The sequence below is a fragment of the Nocardia sp. CA-135953 genome, assembly GCF_050955735.1.
GTDB lineage: Bacteria > Actinomycetota > Actinomycetes > Mycobacteriales > Mycobacteriaceae > Nocardia.
Genome location: NZ_CP192082.1, coordinates 4,575,504 through 4,592,514, shown reverse-complemented (window position 1 = coordinate 4,592,514; position 17,011 = coordinate 4,575,504). Strand labels below are relative to the sequence as shown.

The 17,011-nt window shown below is 65.1% G+C and carries 14 protein-coding genes and 2 pseudogenes; 6 read left to right on the top strand and 10 right to left on the bottom strand.

Translation table 11 applies throughout. From position 1 onward, the window contains the following. The first annotated feature begins 255 nt into the window (after positions 1-255). Positions 256-1,764 (top strand): aldehyde dehydrogenase family protein, encoded by a 1,509-nt coding sequence (locus ACQPXH_RS21110; protein ID WP_433598263.1) that lies wholly within the window; start codon positions 256-258, stop codon positions 1,762-1,764. 23 nt (positions 1,765-1,787) lie between these two features. Beyond that, on the top strand, positions 1,788-2,579 hold the full coding sequence (locus ACQPXH_RS21105) for an SDR family NAD(P)-dependent oxidoreductase (protein WP_433598262.1): 792 nt from the start codon (positions 1,788-1,790) through the stop codon (positions 2,577-2,579). A 531-nt stretch (positions 2,580-3,110) separates the two neighbouring features. Here the strand turns inward: ACQPXH_RS21105 and ACQPXH_RS21100 are convergent. From ACQPXH_RS21100 to ACQPXH_RS21085, 4 genes and pseudogenes are all read right to left on the bottom strand, one after another. Next, a complete protein-coding gene (locus ACQPXH_RS21100) occupies positions 3,111-3,962 on the bottom strand; it encodes a mycofactocin-coupled SDR family oxidoreductase (RefSeq protein ID WP_433598261.1) in 852 nt (283 codons plus the stop codon). A gap of 104 nt (positions 3,963-4,066) precedes the next feature. After that, a pseudogene (locus ACQPXH_RS21095) lies at positions 4,067-4,213 on the bottom strand (pyruvate, phosphate dikinase); the annotation flags it as partial. Between the two features lie 516 nt (positions 4,214-4,729). After that, entirely contained in the window at positions 4,730-5,515 is a 786-nt protein-coding gene (locus ACQPXH_RS21090; RefSeq protein ID WP_433598260.1) for a FadR/GntR family transcriptional regulator, read from the bottom strand. A 516-nt stretch (positions 5,516-6,031) separates the two neighbouring features. Then, the gene (locus tag ACQPXH_RS21085; protein ID WP_433598259.1) at positions 6,032-6,811 is read right to left on the bottom strand and encodes a FadR/GntR family transcriptional regulator; all 780 of its coding nucleotides are present in this window, start codon (positions 6,809-6,811) and stop codon (positions 6,032-6,034) included. 425 nt (positions 6,812-7,236) lie between these two features. Here ACQPXH_RS21085 and ACQPXH_RS21080 point away from each other — a divergent pair, with 425 nt between their 5' ends. Beyond that, the gene (locus ACQPXH_RS21080; RefSeq protein ID WP_433598258.1) at positions 7,237-7,404 is read left to right on the top strand and encodes a hypothetical protein; all 168 of its coding nucleotides are present in this window, start codon (positions 7,237-7,239) and stop codon (positions 7,402-7,404) included. Here ACQPXH_RS21080 and ACQPXH_RS21075 read toward each other — a convergent pair. From ACQPXH_RS21075 to ACQPXH_RS21065, 3 genes are all read right to left on the bottom strand, one after another. Continuing rightward, positions 7,399-7,845 (bottom strand): hypothetical protein, encoded by a 447-nt coding sequence (locus ACQPXH_RS21075; protein ID WP_433598257.1) that lies wholly within the window; start codon positions 7,843-7,845, stop codon positions 7,399-7,401. The genes ACQPXH_RS21080 and ACQPXH_RS21075 overlap by 6 nt on opposite strands. 131 nt (positions 7,846-7,976) lie before the next feature. Continuing rightward, positions 7,977-8,597, bottom strand: coding sequence for a TetR/AcrR family transcriptional regulator (locus ACQPXH_RS21070; protein ID WP_433598256.1), 621 nt, complete (start codon positions 8,595-8,597; stop codon positions 7,977-7,979). Between the two features lie 408 nt (positions 8,598-9,005). Further along, positions 9,006-9,644, bottom strand: coding sequence for a TetR/AcrR family transcriptional regulator (locus tag ACQPXH_RS21065; RefSeq protein WP_433598255.1), 639 nt, complete (start codon positions 9,642-9,644; stop codon positions 9,006-9,008). A gap of 146 nt (positions 9,645-9,790) precedes the next feature. Between ACQPXH_RS21065 and ACQPXH_RS21060 the strand changes: the two genes are divergently transcribed. From ACQPXH_RS21060 to ACQPXH_RS21050, 3 genes are all read left to right on the top strand, one after another. Then, entirely contained in the window at positions 9,791-11,917 is a 2,127-nt protein-coding gene (locus ACQPXH_RS21060) for an acyl-CoA dehydrogenase family protein (protein WP_433598253.1), read from the top strand. Positions 11,918-12,007: 90 nt separating this feature from the next. Then, positions 12,008-13,132: a nitronate monooxygenase gene (locus tag ACQPXH_RS21055; RefSeq protein ID WP_433598252.1), complete on the top strand. Its 1,125-nt coding sequence runs from the start codon at positions 12,008-12,010 to the stop codon at positions 13,130-13,132. Between the two features lie 113 nt (positions 13,133-13,245). Continuing rightward, positions 13,246-14,742 carry an AMP-binding protein gene (locus ACQPXH_RS21050; protein WP_433598251.1) on the top strand — a complete coding sequence of 499 codons (1,497 nt, stop codon included), beginning with the start codon at positions 13,246-13,248 and terminating at the stop codon, positions 14,740-14,742. Between the two features lie 16 nt (positions 14,743-14,758). Here ACQPXH_RS21050 and ACQPXH_RS21045 read toward each other — a convergent pair whose 3' ends face one another. The 3 genes and pseudogenes from ACQPXH_RS21045 to ACQPXH_RS21035 all read right to left on the bottom strand — a co-directional run bounded on the left by ACQPXH_RS21045 (position 14,759) and on the right by ACQPXH_RS21035 (position 16,997). Continuing rightward, a complete protein-coding gene (locus ACQPXH_RS21045; RefSeq protein ID WP_433598250.1) occupies positions 14,759-15,979 on the bottom strand; it encodes a CaiB/BaiF CoA transferase family protein in 1,221 nt (406 codons plus the stop codon). A 222-nt stretch (positions 15,980-16,201) separates the two neighbouring features. Beyond that, positions 16,202-16,384 (bottom strand): annotated as a pseudogene (locus tag ACQPXH_RS21040) (enoyl-CoA hydratase-related protein); the annotation flags it as partial. 4 nt (positions 16,385-16,388) lie between these two features. After that, a complete protein-coding gene (locus ACQPXH_RS21035; protein ID WP_433598249.1) occupies positions 16,389-16,997 on the bottom strand; it encodes a MarR family transcriptional regulator in 609 nt (202 codons plus the stop codon). Between the last annotated feature and the right edge of the window lie 14 nt (positions 16,998-17,011).

Below are 17,011 nucleotides of genomic sequence, written 5' to 3'. Positions count from 1 at the left end.
GAGTCGCACCGATGTGGCTCCCCGCAACGAGGCGGGAGGGTCGCAAAGATGCTCTGTCTCGCGCGCTGCAGCGTGTGCTGCGACCGTTTGCCGGGGACCGTGGATGTCGTGCATTCCGGCTGGGTTCCTGGACCCCTGCACGCGGGATGTTCGACGTGGACTGCTCGTCACCGACATCGTGCCCCAGTTGTACTGCTGCGGATCGTGTCGGTCGCAGGTTCGCAGCTCCACCCACGTTCCCACCTCGAGGCGGATATGACAGCCATCAGTAACCCCGTCGGCCCGGAGGCCTCCGCGCCGTCCATTTCCAATGAGCTTCTGGAGCCCACCCCCGAACGACTGCGTGAGCTGCTTGATGCTCAACGACAAGCATTCCTGTCGCGCGATCGACTCTCACTGCGCGAACGGCGCGACCGCATCGATCGGCTGATCCTATTGTTGACCGAGAATGCCGACGCGTTCGGCGAAGCGTTGAACGACGACTTCGGGTATCGGCCCGGCATGATCAGCAAACTGTCGGACATTGTCGGGATGCTCAGCGACATTCAACTGACGCGGTCGCGGCTCGCGGCGTGGATGCGTCCGCGCAAGCCGATGCGTGGTGCGCGGTTGTTCGGGGTCGGCAGCACGGTCGAGCAGGTTCCGCTGGGTGTTGTCGGGATCATCGGGCCGTGGAATTTCCCGCTGGGGTTGGTGGTCGAGCCCGCCGCGGCGGCATTGGCCGGCGGGAACAATGTCATGATCAAGTTCTCGGAGGTCACAAGCCGGACGGCGGCGCTGTTCGTGGAGAAGGTCGGCGAGTATTTCGACCCTACGGAAATGGTCGCTGTGAGCGGTGGGGCTGCCGTCGGGGCGGCGTTCAGTAGCTTGCCTTTCGATCACCTCTTCTTCACCGGCTCCCCGAAAGTCGGTGCCTTGGTCGCGGAGTCCGCCGGGCGGAATCTTGTCCCGGTGACCCTCGAGCTCGGGGGTAAGAACCCGGTGGTCGTCGATCCCGGCGCGGACGTGACTCGTGCGGCCGAGCGCATCATGGCCGGACGCCTGATGAACGGTGGGCAGGTGTGCTTGTGTCCGGAATTGGTGTTCGTTCCTGCGGATTCAACCGCGAAGTTCATCGATGTCGCTCTTGGGCGCGCTCGCGCGATCGCGACTGCCGATGGCGGTCACGTGTCGGTGGTCAACGACGCCAATTTCGGTCGGCTGGTGGATCTCATCGAAGGCGCTCGCGCGGGTGGTGCCACCGTGCACGAATCACTGCCCGGGGAACAGCCCGATGCCGCCGTCCGCAGGATCGCGCCGGTCATCGTGACCGATTTCGACGACAGTATGCGGATCGCCGACGAGGAGATTTTCGGGCCGATCCTGATGGTCCGACCCTATCGGTCGATCGATGAGGTTATCGAGTATGTGGCGCAACGGCATTCACCGTTGGCCGCGTATTGGTTCGGACCCAGGAATGCCGCCTTCCGGACGTTCACTCAGCGTGTCCGCTATGGGGGGATGACGGTGAACGACATCGCCTTGCATGCCGGAATTCCGTTGCTGCCCTTCGGGGGAGTCGGGCACAGCGGATCTGGCGCTTACCACGGCAAGCGAGGATTCGAGACCTTCACCCACACACGGGCGACCGTGACGAGCAGCCTTCCGGCATCCATGGGCGCCTTCGTGACACCTCCTCTCGGGCGCCGGACCGGCGCATTGATCGACGGCATGCTCGCCAGATCGGCGAAGGTAGCGCGGCGCCGGTTGCCGTCGAAGGCATGAGCACGAAAGAAACAGGAGACATAGTGAAAACACCTGCCACACAATCGTCATCGGTGGCTCTGGTCACCGGCGGCGCGAGTGGAATCGGCCTGGCCGGGGTCGAGCGCCTCGCCGAGCGTGGCTTCCGGATCGCCGTGCTGGATCTCAGTGACAAGGCGCTGAGTGAGGTAGCGGATCGGTTCGGCGACAACGTCACCACATTCGCTGTGGACGTTTCGGATTCGGCGGCGTTGGGGGCTGTGGTCGCCAAGATCGAGGACGACCTCGGTCCGATCGACCATGTGTTGGCGTGTGCTGGGGTGGCACGGGTCGGGCCGACTCTCTCGGTTGCCCGAGCGGATGTGGATCTGATGACACGGGTGAACTACGGCGGCGTCGTCAATCTCGTGTATGCGGTGCTGCCGAGGATGATCGAGCGGGGACACGGTGAGTTCGCTGTGGTCGCGTCGCTGACGGGAATCGTTGCGCCACACAAGATGGCCGCGTACGGCGCGACGAAGGCCGCGGTGATCGGCTTCCTCGAGTCGCTGCGCTACGAAGTCGACGGCACCGGGGTAAGGCTGGCTTGTGTGTGTCCAGAGGCGGTCAAGACACCGATGGCGGGCGACTTCTTCACGAACCCGGACAAGCGGGGCCGAGCGTTGAAGATGGCGATCACGCCGCAGCAGGTTGTCGCGGCAACCGAAAAGGGTTTGGCCCGAGGACATTTCCTCGTGTTGCCCGGAGCGGTGTCGAAGGGAATGTGGCGCGTGCAGCGTCTGGTACCGGGCCTCACCCGGGCCCTGCAGTCCAGCAATAGATTCGACCTGGTCTGACGCCTCGATCGAATTCGCGGACGACACCATGGTTTGCTGTTTCTTGCTTGCGCGGCTGTTCACAGCGGTTGCATGAACTCATCTCACCCACCGCGCCACGCAGATTCAGGCTCGCCTGGCCGGGTGGTCGACTCGCGTCATTGGCCCTCGTCGAGACCGGAGTCGCCGTGGTCGCCGTCGGAGGAATCGCTATCTGGCTGAACCAGTGGCCCTCGTGGCCAGCCCGTCGAGCTGGGCCGCGCTGGAGATCGAACGGTTGGTCCCGGCCACCATTACCGGGTCGTGTCCACCGCGAACACGACCGGCGTCACGGCGGACCAATCCGGTAATGCGCGGGTGCGAGCGATGCTCGAAGGCCGTACGCCCGTGCGGATAGAACCGATGTAACAACGCGCGCAGCAGAATCGAGAACGCGTCCGGCGCCGAGGCTTACACCTCGGTGCCGGACGACTGTGGCTCTACGCGGTTGCGATCCTCCGCAGATTGGTCCGAGCTCGGCGTCCTCCGAATGCCGGAGGACGCCGCAGACGGTCACAGACCGCGCTTGACCAACGCGCCGCCGTCGACCTTCAGCTGCAACCCGGTGACGTACCGGGACTCGTCCGACGCCAGGAAAAGCACCGCATTGGAGATGTCCACCGGCTCGACCCACGGAATCGGCATGGCCTGCATGGCATGGAATCCCTCGACTGCCTCTTCCGGCGTGGGCGATTCGAGGTCCGGCCGGAATGTCTTGTACATCGGCTCGCTCTGCAACATGCCGGTATCGCAGTTCGTGGGATGTACCGCGTTGGCGCGTGAGCCGCTCGGAGCCAGTTGCAGGGACAGAGTGTTGACGTACTCCACGAGGAACCGCTTGGAGAGGTTGTACCCCGCTCCGCCCGGCCCCTGCGGCCCGGAGCTCGGCGAGACCCCCGTGAGCAATCCGGCGACCGAGCCGGTGACGATGACAGAACCACCGTCGGTGAGATGCGGCAATCCGGCGTGCACCGTATTGATCACTCCGAGCAGGTCGACATCGACGGCGTCGACGAACGCACCAATGGGCCGCCCGGCCCCGAGCGGGCAAATCCCGGCATTGGCGACGATTACGTCGATGTGGCCGAATTCCTGGACAGCTCGCCCCACCAGGTCTTCGACCGCTCGGCGGTCACGCACATCGGCTTTGTCGGCGATGATCCTGCGGCCGGTCTTGCCCACCAGCCGGACCGTCTCCTCCAGGTCCTCGGCGGTACCCAGCGGGTACTCGTTGTTCGCAATGTCCTCGCAGAGGTCGAAACCGATAATGTCGGCGCCTTCCTCGGCGAGGCGGATCGCGTGACTGCGGCCCTGTCCGCGTGCCACACCACTGATCAGGACGACCTTGTCTGCCAGTCTGGCCATGATTATGTTCCTTGCGTCAAATGTGTTGCTGTATAGAAGATTTGGGATCGAACAGTCGCGCTGAGGATCAGCGCCTCCACGTCCGAGTCGACGATTCAGAGTTCCGCGCGGCCCGTGGCGACTCCGGGGCAGGCGGCCAACCCCTTGGCGAGAAGTGTTGCGGTCAAACGTGTTTCCGGCTGACGTGCCGGTAGTAGCAGGGTGCCGACGTGGTCGGGTCGCACCCGGCGCGGTGCCTCGGCTTCGTCGATTGGCACGGGCAGATTGTGCCCGCGCATACCGTCGATGCCGAATCCCTTGTTGCCGATGACTTTTCGCGAGAGTCCGCTGCGACCGTCCAGCAGCGCGACCGTGGGAATCCCGTTGGTCTGCGCCGCGGGCGATTCGGACTGGGCTCGGTCGCTCGAGATGACCTTCGACATGATCCTCCTTTGGGCCAACATGTATAACTATGTCATACATGTGTGGCTGCCGTCACGAAGGTCGGTGATTGTGATCCAAGCAGGTCGGCAGGACGGCAGCAGTTTGCCGCTACAGCAAGCGTCGTCCACCGCGCGCCGCATCACCGGATGCCAATGCGGTGAACGTCTGCATGTGCTGCGAGTTTGCTCATAATCGGCTCGACCGAGCTCGGGTCTCGGTGGCGTGGTCTCGGTGACCATGCGAAAGCACAGTGCGTGTGAGCCAGTTCGTCGGCGACGGCCGAACTGGAAATCTATGACCGAAGACTCGGGCTGACTGCGGCAGGGGGAGTCGAGTTCGCGGCATCAACCCATGATGTCGCGAACTTTGGTCTTCTCGTTGCCGCGCAGGATCGCCGCACCTGCATAGGCCATATGCCGTCGCCAATGCGCTTCCGCTTCGGCCGAATTGCGATCCCGGACCAGCTCCAGCAATCGACGATAGGAACGAAGAAGTCGTGCGTACTCCTTTTTCGGGACGATGTTCTGGTCCTCGGCGAGCACGGCCGCGGTGTGGCGCTCGCTGATCTCGTGCAGCATGCCGGCGATCATGGCGAGGGCGGAATTGCCGGAAAGTTCGACGAGCTGGAGATGGAACACCGCGGTGGCGCGAGCCAGGTCCCCGGACTCCCAGCGATCAGGGAAGGCCTCGACCATATTTTCCAATTCGTCGTGGGCGTGTTCGGATCCGGTCGCGGCGAGAATCCCCACTGCGGCCGGTTCGATGGCCGCACGGGCGGCCATGACGTCGGCCAGGGTTGCACCGCTCAGTTCGAGTAGCAGCCCGGCCGGTCGGGCGACGATCTCGGGTCCGGGCACACGCACGCGCGCGCCGGTGCGCGATCCGCGGCGGACTTCGACCAGCCGCTCGGATTCCAGAACTCGCACGGCCTCACGAAGTGTGGGGCGGCTGACCTGGAAATGGGTCATCAGCTCGGCTTCGTGGGGCAGGAAGTCGCCTTCCTTCAGCTGACCGTCGACAATCATTCGACGAAGTCTCCCAGCGAGGACCTCTGCGGTTTTCGGTGTTCGCACTCCCTTGCCGGCTGCCTCCGGACTCAGCATCGCGGCAAGCGTTTCCGGTCGTGACACCGAGTTCTCCTTTGGGAAGTCCTAGTCAACTCAGTAAACCATGTTAATACCGTGGGCAGATAGTTGCAGGAGGATTCTCCTGTCGCCGCTATGCCTGGTCGGGCTCTTCCCAGCGGTGCTGAGCTGCCGCCTTGATGTGGGACGATGCTCGAGCTCGAATATGGCCGGACGCACCGGAACTGCAGGGTGGGTTGCCGCCGTGTTGACGGCGCGCGGATTCGACGAGGCCATGGACACCGGCCAGGCGGTTTCCGGATCGGCGCTGAGCGTGGCGGACTGAGGGTTGGCGCGCTCCATCGAGACCGGCCTCATCCGATTCGCGGTTGCATTGGTCCGTAGATTTCGGCCGAGGATGCAGGCGCTATATCAGTGGGTACCGTTCGATGGTCGACCCCGGATAGTTCATGCGCCAAGTACTCGACGCATGGCCACCAAGCGCCGGGATGCGTGGCATGGCGACGACGAATGCAACCGGGCTCGGCGTCGGATGTCGGTGGCCAAATCTTGGTCCTCCGGCTAGTAGAGCAGGTCCACGACCTGTGTCGTGTCGCCGCCGTTGGACAGCAGGTGCGAGCGCGCCGCTTTCATGTGCTTGAGCCAAAACGCCTCTGCGCCGTCTCCGTCACGAGCCTGGACGAGTTCGGCGAGTCGCTCGTACGCACGCAGTGCTCGCTTGTTGTTCGCATCGACATCGCCGGGTTTGCCTGCCGTCTCGTCGTAGCGCTGTTCTGTCTGCCGCTCCACGACCTCGGTCAGCATCCCGATCACGGTCGCCAGGGTTTGGTTTCCGGACAGTTCGACCAGGCGACGATGGAACTGCACTGTCCGTTTTCCGAATTCGACCGGGGTGTCGAGTGCGGCGCGGACGTTCTCGACCTCGGCGGACAGTGCCCGCCGATTGGCCGCCGGACCGCGTTCCGCCAGACGGCGAGCGGACGCCGGCTCGATCACCATGCGGGCCTCGTAGACATCCTGCAGCGTGGTCTTGGACAGGGTGAGCAGCAAGCTGAACTGAGCGGCTGCTGCCTCAGGCCCCGGAATGGTGACTCGTGCCCCGCCCGGTGGGCCACGGCGGATCGTGACGAGAGAATCGGCCTCGAGTAGCCGGAACGCCTCACGTAGCGTCGGCCGCGACACCCCGAACTGCTCCATCAACTCGGGCTCGGTCGGCAGCCATTCGCCGTCGCGGATCTGTTCCCGCGCGATCTGGAGCCGTATGCGATCGGCAATGACTTCCGGCATCTTCTTCATCCGGATCGGGGCATTGTCGGGCGACGCGCGCTTGGCGCTGGTCACATGTTCCTCCGTGTGCGTACGTGCTGGTTGTCATCGAGCCTGGTGGAGATTATCTCATCGCGGCCGGTGCGACAGGCCGCGACGACGAATCTGGTTCAGCAAGTTCATCTTGATCCGGCTGCTCGCGACGGACATGGCACCTCTGCCCGGTGGCACACCCGCGCCGGAAGTTTCGGCGTGCTGTCCGCATCGTTCGGTTGCCGTAACCCGACATCACGTGCCACGTACCTTACGAAAGGCTTGTTAATCTATATAAACTAGCTTAACTTGAGGTTACGACGCGTTGTCATATCGCGTCCGATTCGAACGGAAGCCGATGGACGGCTGGCTGTACGACGGAGTGCAGGGCGATGGCTCGAAACCAGTATCGATCACAACCGGATGACCGCGGTCAGGTGGCAGTGGCCGATACCGCCGAGTGTCGGGTGACAATCAGCTTCCTCGACCATCCCGCCCTGCAGTATCGGGCTCCGCTGCACATCGCCGAACGCTTCGCGGAGGCCGTGCGGCGCGCGGGCGTCGAGGTTCGGATCGACGCAAAGCTCTACGACGGTCTGCGCCCGCTACCTTGTGCGCGGCTGTGGACGTCATGAGTCGCGTGGGCCGTCATCGTTTTTCGGGCCGAGGGCATCCGCTGACCGGGGTTCGTGTCGTCGGTCGGGGAGGACCAGTCGCGGTTCACCCCAGGGCCGGCTCCACGCCGGGACCACGGCGGGCAGACCGGCCCGTCGGGCGCGGTCGAGGACATGCGACCATTCTCGGCCTTGCACACTGTGCCAGAACCAGCCGCAGCCGGTCGGCGCGAGAATGGCTGCGGCCTCGGCGAACTCGGCTTCCTCGACCCAGTCGAGATCCGTAGTCAATCCGGCGAGTCCGGCCATGCCGACGATCGGCGAGATGTAGTCCGCGTTGCGCACGACATGCACCATGCCTCTTGGGCCCGCGATCGCGGCGGCTTGCTGGAGCGCCATGCGGCGGCTGCGTCTGTAGCCGGTGAACAGAGCGAGCACTTCGGTATACCCAGCCGATTCCATGACCCGCCTCTTCGTCACCGCGGTCGCGTTGTCGTGTCAGACATCTCGGGCCTCCAGAGGCTCGCTGGCGGCTGCGAGAGCTGCTGTCGTCCGTCCGCGAGTCCCAGCCTAGAACTTCGAATCTAGATAATCTAGATAATGATAGATCCGTGCCGGGAGAGTGCTCGATCGACAACCGCGGACAGGTGCGCCCGCAGATCCGCCAGCCGATTGCGGTCGCCGCCGATGTCCTGGTTCAGAAGTGCGAGTAGGACGGTCGGGCCGAGGATGTCCTCGGTGACTGTGCTCGGGTCGATATCGTCGATGTTCTGCTCGCGTGCGGCCTCAGCGATATGCTCGCGCAGCATCTGTTGTCCGGGCTCCAGCACTCGCCTGCGATAGGCGGCGAACAGTCCGGGAACGTGGTCGGCGTCCAGATGGATACGCAAGTACGCCCGGCCGGGACCGCGGGTGAACACATCGACGATGGCGAGGGTCAGCTCGAGCAGCCATTCTCGCAGCGGTTGCCCGTCGTGCTGTTCCAGGAGCGGGAAACCTGAGGCGGTCAGAGCCTCCATGAGCAGTTCTTCGCGGGTGCCGAAACGGCGGCCGACGGCGTCCCGTGATGCCCCGGCGGTGGCGGCGACCGCCTTGACCGTGAATCCAGACCAGCCGTACCTGGTGTAGACCTCGCGGGCGGCCTGCAGGATGCGGCCGTCCAGGCTGGGGTCTCGTGGCCGGCCTGGGGCTTTTGAGTCATCTTCGCTGGACACGGCTCTCCCGAATTCGCTCGACCTGCTCCGTTCATATAACACGTCATCGGAGGGATCTGGACAGTGTTGGCTGCCAACAGGTCCTGGTTACCCACAGGCTACTCGATCCGGCGATGCCCGACACTCGAGAGTATGGGCCCAGGTGAGTGTGGGCCTGGATGCGCGATACGGCTACCCGCGTTGTTCGATGCTCAGCGGAGGGAGCCCCTGTTCCGTGATCGGCAAGCTCTCCGACATCGCGGGCGAACTCACCGGTGCCCGATGCATCGGGTTGTCTTCCCAACCGGCGCTGTGGAATTCACTGCGGACCACGACAGCGGTGGGCGGGTTGCGGTCTCGGTGGACGATGCACCCAGGTGCGCGCCTGGCCTTCCGCGCCGAATTCGGTCGGCGCTGCCGACAGTAGATCTAGTCCGGGGTTTCCGCTCGTCCGGTGCCGAGTCCGCGCACGATGGCCGCGACCAGAGATTGAGCGAAATCGTCTATGCCCGAGAGGATCTGGGGTTTCAGTGTCGGTGTCATGGTGCTCACGTGGTTGATTGCTGCGCCTACGACCATGTCGAGGACCAAGGTCGGGGGCGTTCCGGGTGGCAGCTCGTCGCGGCGAATGCCGCGACGGACGATCTGGCGGGCCGCGGCCGTGGTGGATTCGCGATATTCGGCGGTGGACTCCGCCACTTCCGGGTAGCGCGGCACGTCGATGCGCATGTGGGCGATGGCCTGGCCGTGCGGACTGAGCATGTGCTCCAGCGTTATTCGCGCGAGTGCCAGTAGATCGTCGTGCAGATTGCCGGTATCGATGCGGTCGACGACGAACAAGCGTGCCCGGAAGGTTTGGGCGAGTAGGTCTCCGCGGGAGGGCCAGCGGCGGTAGAGCGCGGGTTTGCCGATGCCCGTCTCCCGGGCGATCGTTTCGAAGGTGAATCCGGCCCAGCCGTCCCGCGCGTACACCGACATGGCCGCGTCGAAGACCTTGTCCTCCACGTCGGGGTTGCGGGGCCGCCCTCGGCGGCCCGCCGCGGTCGTACCGGTCTGCGCTCCCTCCATGGTGGCAACCATACAAACGACTTGGACCTTCGTGCGATTTCCAGCTGGAAGACACTGGCGAAGACACTTACGTACGGGTAGCGTACGAATTAACAGTCGCCGCCCGGCGACACTTCTGCAGCCCGAATCCATGGGAGGTCTCGACAATGCCGACACTCACCCGCGACGAACGCGACGCGTTCGTCGAATCGGTCGACGGCGAACTGCGCCGTCTCTGGCCATCAGCGACGGCCGCGGGAGGTGATCCCGATACCGCCCTCACCGAACTGTGGTCGGTGGCCGCGGCGCAGGGGTGGACCGGACTCGCTGCCGACGGTGCGATCGACGCCACGATCGCCGCGGTGACCCGGCTGGGCCGGATGGCATGTGTGTTGCCGCTTGTGGATGCCAATGTGGCGCTGGAGTTGTTCGGCACCGACCCGGTGGGTGAGCAGATCGTGAACGGTGTCATCCGGCCGGTCGTGGCGGCGGCCGCGGTCGATGCGACAGTTGTGCGCTCGGTGGACGCAGCGGTGGCGGCTACGCACGTCCTGCTGGTTGACGGCGACCGGGCCGTATTGCGCCCGATCGCGACGCGTACTCCGACTGTGGGGCTGGCGCTGCCGTCCTGGTCGGAAGTGACACTGGCCCCGGAGGTGACTGCGGAGTCGACGGTGGGAGTCGACCCGGTCGAACGGGCGAAGCAGCTGGTCCGGCTTGGTCTGGCGGCCCGCGCCGTCGGTGCTGCCGAGCGGGCGTGGGAGCTGAGCCTCGCGCATGCGAAGGAGCGCGTCGCGTTCGGCAAGCCGATCGGCAGCTTCCAGGCGGTGTCGCACCGGGCGGCCGATGGCGCCACCGACATCACCGCAGCGCGCCACCTGATCGAGGAAGCCGTCGCCGCGCTGCAGGCGGGCCGCTCGGACTCCGGGCTGGCGTGCGAGCTCGCGGTGGCCTTCGCCGGACCGGCCGCGATCCGCACCCAGTTCGGCGCCCAGCACACGCTCGCGGCATCGGGATACTTCGAGGAGCACGAAGCGCCATGGTTGTTCCGCCGCGTGAACGCCGACATCTGCCGCTTGGATGCTTTTCCGCTCGCCGCCGGCGAGGTCGCCGATGTGCTGATCGAGACCGGCGCTCGGCTGCCCGCCCTCGAACTGGGTGAGGACGCCGAGGCGTTCCGCGCCGAGGTCCGGAAGTTCCTGGGCGAGTACGGCAATGACGTCGCGGTGCGACACATCGGCGATCCCGCAGGTGCGGTGATCATCGAGGGAGCTCGCGACCATGGTTATCTCACGCTGGCCTGGCCCCAGGAATACGGCGGCGCGGAAGCATCGGTCGAACGCCAGACCGTCCTGGGTGAGGAGTTCTCGTACGCTCGTGCTCCGCTGACCGGAAAGGCGGCGATCGACCTTCTGGGTACGGCGGTCATCCGGCACGGCACCGATGAGCAGAAGAAGCGCCTGCTGCCGTTGATCGGTCGCGGCGACTTCCCGTTCTACTTGGGCTATTCCGAACCGGAGACCGGCTCGGATCTGGCCGCGCTGCGCACCCGTGCGGTGCGCGACGGCGACGAGTGGATCGTCGACGGCCGCAAGATGTGGGGCACCGGCGCACACACCGCGGAGTGGGTCTGGCTCGCCGCGCGCACCGATCCGGCGGCGAGTCCGCCACACGCCGGTATCACCGTATTCCTGACTCGGGTGGATCGTCCGGGCTTCGAGGTGCAGCAGCATCGGGCACTGTCGGGCGAGATCTCGTGTTCCACATTCTTCGACGGGTTCCGGATCCCGGATAGTGATCGGATCGGAGAGGTCAACGGCGGATGGAAGGTGATCACGACCGCGCTGGCGCAAGAGCGGGTGCTGATGGCCAACGTCGCCGCCGACATTCGTCGGCTGCTGGACGACATGCTGGACGAGATCGCGAAGGATCCCGACGGCATCGTCGGCGGTCGCGGCTCGGCGAAGCGGGCACTGATCACCGAGCTCGCCGCCCGTCTGCAGGCCGCTCGCGTACTGGTCGATGTCAGCATCCGGGCGACCTCGGCGGGGGCAGGGGTACGACTCGAGGCTCCGATGGCCAAGATCATCGCCAGCCTGCTGCACGAGGATTTCAGCGAGGCGGCGCTGCGTATCTTCGGACCCGCCGCCGCGCTGGGTGAAACGGTCACCGACGTTCCAGGGCGCGGGGCGTTCGAGTACAACCTGCGGTTCTCGATCATGCAGGTCGTGGGCGGCGGAACGATCGACATCCAGCGCAATCTGGTCGCCCGATCGCTGGGGCTGCCGCGCTGAGCGTCTCGGCCGGTCCCACGCGGCCCGATCTCTTTCCATCAACGAATCCCTCTTTGTCACTGCAATTTTCGAGAAAGGAAGTCCTCGCTGATGCGTACTTCTTTCACGGACCTGGTCGGCGTAACGCACCCGTTGGTCGGCTTCAATCGCTCGCCCGGCGTAGTCGCCGCGGTCACCAACGCCGGCGGACTGGGGGTGCTCGCCGCGACGGCGTACACCCCCGAGGAACTCGACGCGCAATTGACCTGGATCGACGAACAGGTCGGCGGCAAACCCTACGGTGTCGATCTGTTGGTACCGGAGAAATTCGCCGCCGGTGATCCCGACAGCCTCGTCGCGAGTTTGCGGGCCCAGATCCCGCGCGAGCACATCGATTTCGTGCATCGTCTGCTCGACAAGTACGACATCCCGCCGCTGGGCTCGAACGCGGGCACGTACAACGATGACGTCGCCGCGAGCATCAACCCCGACGGCGCGGCGGCCCTGCTCGACGTCGTGTTCGACCACCCCATCGCATTGATCGCCAACGCACTGGGCACGCCGCCACCGCAGATGGTGGAGCGAGCCAAGGCATCCGGGATCGTGGTCGCCTCTCTCGTCGGGCAGCCTAAACATGCTGTGCGCCAATTGGCTTGCGGTGTGGACGTGCTCATCGCGCAGGGGACCGAGGCCGGCGGACACACGGGCACGATCGCGACCATGGTGCTGACTCCGGAGATCGTCGACCTGGCCGAGGGGCGCCCGGTGCTGGCTGCGGGTGGTATCGGCAGCGGCCGTCAGATGGCGGCTGCGCTGGCGCTTGGTGCGGCCGGTGTGTGGTGTGGCTCGGTATGGTTGTCCAGTCGCGAGGACATCACTCCGCCTGAGGTGAAGCGGAAATTCCTGGTCGCGACGAGTTCGGATACGTTGCGCTCCAAGACTCGTACCGGCAAGCCCGCGCGCCAGCTCCGCAGTGCCTGGCACGACGAGTGGGAGGCGGCGGGTGCGCCCGCACCGCTGCCCATGCCGTTGCAGCCGATGCTGGTCAACGAGGCGTGGAACCGCATCGATGCCGCGGCGGCCGCCGGGAACGAAGGTGCCGAGATGCTCGAGTCGTTCTTCATCGGCCAGGTCGTGGGCTCGTTCGCCGAGCTTCGACCGGCGGAAACCATTGCCCGGGAACTCGTTGCCGACTGCGAACAGCGGCTGCGCGAGACCGCCGCGCTGATCGCCTGAGCTGCGCTGAATGCGGACCCGGTCCGCCGTCCAACGTTTGGTCATTGTCCGGTATATCCGTTGTAGATGATTAGATTAGCTGGATTAGCTATACTTTTGCCGTGGAATTCCGGATGAATCTGACGCGGCTGGCTGGTGAGCTCGGCGACAAACCTGCGGTCGTCATGGGGGAGTCCGGGGTAGCGCTGAGCTACCGCGAACTGGAGGCGCGATCCAATCGGATCGCCGGACTGTTCCGGAAATTGGGCCTGCGAGCGGGTGACCATGTGGCTGTGTTGTTCGACAACACGCTCGAGGTTTTTCCGGTGTTGTGGGCCGCGCAGCGGGCCGGGCTGTTCTATACGCCGGTCAACTGGCATCTGACGGTCGCCGAAGCGGCGTACATCGTCGAGAACTGCGGTGCCCGGCTGCTGGTTCACGCGGCATCGCTATCGCAGATAGCGGAGCAGTTGCCAGATTTGGACCGCGTTGCAACCGGGTCCGGGGCACACGGGCTGGACGAACTGTGCGCGACGCAGTCGTCCGATCCGATCCCGGATGAGGCCGAGGGCTACTACATGCTCTACTCGTCCGGGACCACCGGCCGGCCCAAGGGCATCCTGCCGGAACTGTCGGGTGCGCCGTTCGGATCGGGGCTGCCGATAGATCACGTCATGGCCGAACGATTCGGATTCGACTGCGACACAGTCTATCTCAGTCCGGGGCCGATCTATCACGCCGCGCCGCTGGGGTGGTCGATGGGCGTGATCCGCAATGGCGGCACGGTCGTCATGATGGAGCGCTTCGATGCCGCGCGGGCACTCGATCTCATCGAACGGCATCGAGTCACGCACGGGCAGTTCGTCCCGACGATGTTCGTGCGCATGCTGAAACTCCCTGAGAGCGAGCGCATTCGACGTGATGTGTCGAGCCTTCGGGTGGTGGTTCACGCGGCGGCGCCGTGTCCGAGCGCGGTGAAACGGGCGATGATCGAGTGGTTCGGGCCGACACTCGTGGAGTTCTACGCGGGTAGCGAAGGCAGCGGCTTCTGCATGATTGATTCGGCAGAGTGGCTGGCGCACCCTGGATCGGTCGGAAAGGCGCTGATCGGGGTTCCGCACATCTGCGACGAGAGCGGGCGAGAATTGCCCGTCGGCGCGGTAGGGACCGTCTGGTTCAGCGATGTGCCGCAGTTCCGCTATCACGGTGACTCGAACAAGACAGCGGCAGCGCATAACGCCGCAGGCTGGAATACGTTGGGAGATCTCGGTCGCCTCGATGAGGAGGGATATCTCTACCTGTCCGGACGGCGCGGCGATCTCATCATCTCCGGTGGGGTGAACATCTATCCGCAAGAGGTCGAAGACGTCCTGGTGCTGCACCCGGCCGTCACCGATGCGGCGGTGGTCGGTGTGCCCGACGGTGAATTCGGTCAGCGAGTCCACGCGGTCGTGCAGCCGGCGAGCGACGCCGAATCCGGGCAATCGCTGGAAGCCGCGTTGATCGAATACTGTCGCGCGCGCCTCGCGCACTACAAGTGCCCGAAGACCGTGTCATTCGAGGAGATCCCGCGGCTTCCCAGCGGAAAGCTGCTTCGGCGTGAAGTGGTGCGGCGCTACGGATCTGCGTGAGCGCGCCTGCAACGGATCAGTTGATCGCGCCCGCGATCTTCAATTCGATGAGGCGATCCCAGTCGTATCCAACCTCTTGTAGGAGGCGGTCGGTGTCGGCGCCCAGTTCCGGCGCGGCTGAGGGGTCGGGCTGTCGTCGATCGAACTGAATGGGCGGCATACCCACGCCGATCGTGCCGCCGGGCCCGAGGTCGAGCTGCCCGACATATTTGTTGGCAAGGACCTGAGGATCCGTGCCGACCTCCTTGGGTGTCTGCACCACCGCCCAGACGCCGCGCTGCTTGCTCAGCAACTCGCACCAGTCGGCGAGGGAATGTGCGGCGAAGATCTTCTCCAGTTCGATGACGCATTCGGCGCTGTTGGCCGATCTGGCGGTGGCATCGGCGAATCGCGGATCCGCGGCGAGGTCGCCACGCCCCATCAGTTCCACCAGTGGCGCCCAGAACCTGTCGGACTCGAGCATCACCAGAGCGATGTAGCGGTCGTCGCTGGTGCGGTAGGTATTGGCGATGGGATTGCTCGGAAGTTCGTGGCGCGCGGGAGCCATCGCGTCGATGCCGTACATCGTCGAGGCCGCGATATGCGGTGCCATCACCCAGACCGCGGCACCGAGCAGACTCACATCGACGACGTGACCGGTACCGGTGCGTTCCCGGTCGAACAGGGCCGCTGCCACGCCACCGGCAGCGTAGAGGCCGCCCTGCAGATCGCCGAAGGCGGCGCCGGGCATCGGGGCGGGCCACGGCTCATGCGCTCCGGTCGTCACGTGGGCGACGCCACCACGGGACCAGTACGAGGCGAGATCGAAGCCGCCTGTGTCGGCTTCGTCGCCGTCCGGGCCGAGGCCGCTGCCCTTGACGTAGATCAGCTTCGGGTTGATCGCCTGGAGATCCTCGACGTCCACGCCGAGTTTGCGGCGCACCGAGGGCAGGTAGTTGGTCAGGAACACATCGGCGGTCTCAACCAGGCGGTGCAGTGCCTCGCGACCGCCCTCGGTGGTGAGATCGATTCCAACACTGGCCTTTCCGCGGCTGAATGTCTGGAACATGAAGCTCACCGGATGTGTCCCCGAACTCTTCAACGAGGACGGCACGAGTCCGCGCATGGGGTCGCCGTGCTCAGGGTGCTCGATCTTGATGACCTCGGCGCCCCAGTCGGCGAGAGCAACGCCCGCGGAGGGGATGAACCCCCAGGTGGCAAGCTCGACGACGCGGATTCCGCGCATCACAGCGGTCATTATCGGCCTCCGAAACAAGTAACGCGATCGTGTTCACGTGAGCCAAGTCAGAATAGACTAACCACGTCATGTATTTCGAGCCCAGTCATCGCGAACTCCGGAACTTGTGCGGGCGATCGGAGGAGTCGGCATGACCGATCTGACCCGCGTCCTGGTCATGTTGAGGCCGCTGCGCGCCTCCTTCAGGTCCGCGCCCGCGCTGCACACCGTTCCGGTGTGAGTCAGGACGATCACCCGGACCGAATCCTCGCGCAACGCCGATTCCAGCGCTTCGGCGAGCTGGTCGCGAAGCCGGACCGACAGGGCGTTGCGGTTGTGCGGCGAATCGAGTGTGATGGTCGCGATCCCATTGGCCGTCCGAGACGAGACCAGGCGACCGGCAGGCTCTGCCGAGGGGGTAGCCATCGGATCAGGCGCCCCGGCCCGCCGCGGCTTCATCGGCGCGGGTGAGCCCGGCCAATCCGATCAGGTCCTCGTGGAGTTCGAACCAGACGGTGTGATAACTGTCGAGTACCGGGCGGGCGATGTAGGTCATATCGCCCGCGTCGACTCGTTGCAGGGCGCGTTCCAAGCGCTGCGGGTACACGGACAGCCGTTCGGCCAGCGTACCGACTCGCTCGACCAGGGGCAGCGCCTCGGCATGCAGCTTGCGCAGCCGGTCCAGGACGGCGGCATCGTAGGCGGCGTCGCCGTGATCGTTCGGGGTGCCTTCCCGCAACTGCCAGTCGGTGATGAGGGCCTTGAAATCGCTATTGAGCGAACAGAATTCGGCGTAGACCTGTTCGACTGCCGCCGTATCCACGGCCGCGCTCTCCTGCTGCACCAGGGTGACGGCGTGTTCGCGCCCCTGCGGGGTGGCACGCAATCCCATGGGTGTCTGCTTCAAATGGCCTTCGGTGGTCAGTGCGGTGGTGGTTTCTGTTACCTGCTCGACAGACAGGCCCAGACTCTCGGCGATGGCCGGTACGTCGACACGGCCCTTGATGACCACGAGACGAAGGATGGCGAAAGTGCTCACCTGTGTGAACTCCT

Coding starts and splice junctions, on each gene's coding strand:
- ACQPXH_RS21110 (WP_433598263.1), top strand. CDS start 256: ATGACAGCCATCAGTAACCCCGTCGGCCCGGAGGCCTCCGCGCCGTCC.
- ACQPXH_RS21100 (WP_433598261.1), bottom strand. CDS start 3,962: ATGGCCAGACTGGCAGACAAGGTCGTCCTGATCAGTGGTGTGGCACGC.
- ACQPXH_RS21075 (WP_433598257.1), bottom strand. CDS start 7,845: ATGGAATCGGCTGGGTATACCGAAGTGCTCGCTCTGTTCACCGGCTAC.
- ACQPXH_RS21065 (WP_433598255.1), bottom strand. CDS start 9,644: ATGGAGGGAGCGCAGACCGGTACGACCGCGGCGGGCCGCCGAGGGCGG.
- ACQPXH_RS21060 (WP_433598253.1), top strand. CDS start 9,791: ATGCCGACACTCACCCGCGACGAACGCGACGCGTTCGTCGAATCGGTC.
- ACQPXH_RS21055 (WP_433598252.1), top strand. CDS start 12,008: ATGCGTACTTCTTTCACGGACCTGGTCGGCGTAACGCACCCGTTGGTC.
- ACQPXH_RS21050 (WP_433598251.1), top strand. CDS start 13,246: ATGAATCTGACGCGGCTGGCTGGTGAGCTCGGCGACAAACCTGCGGTC.
- ACQPXH_RS21045 (WP_433598250.1), bottom strand. CDS start 15,979: ATGACCGCTGTGATGCGCGGAATCCGCGTCGTCGAGCTTGCCACCTGG.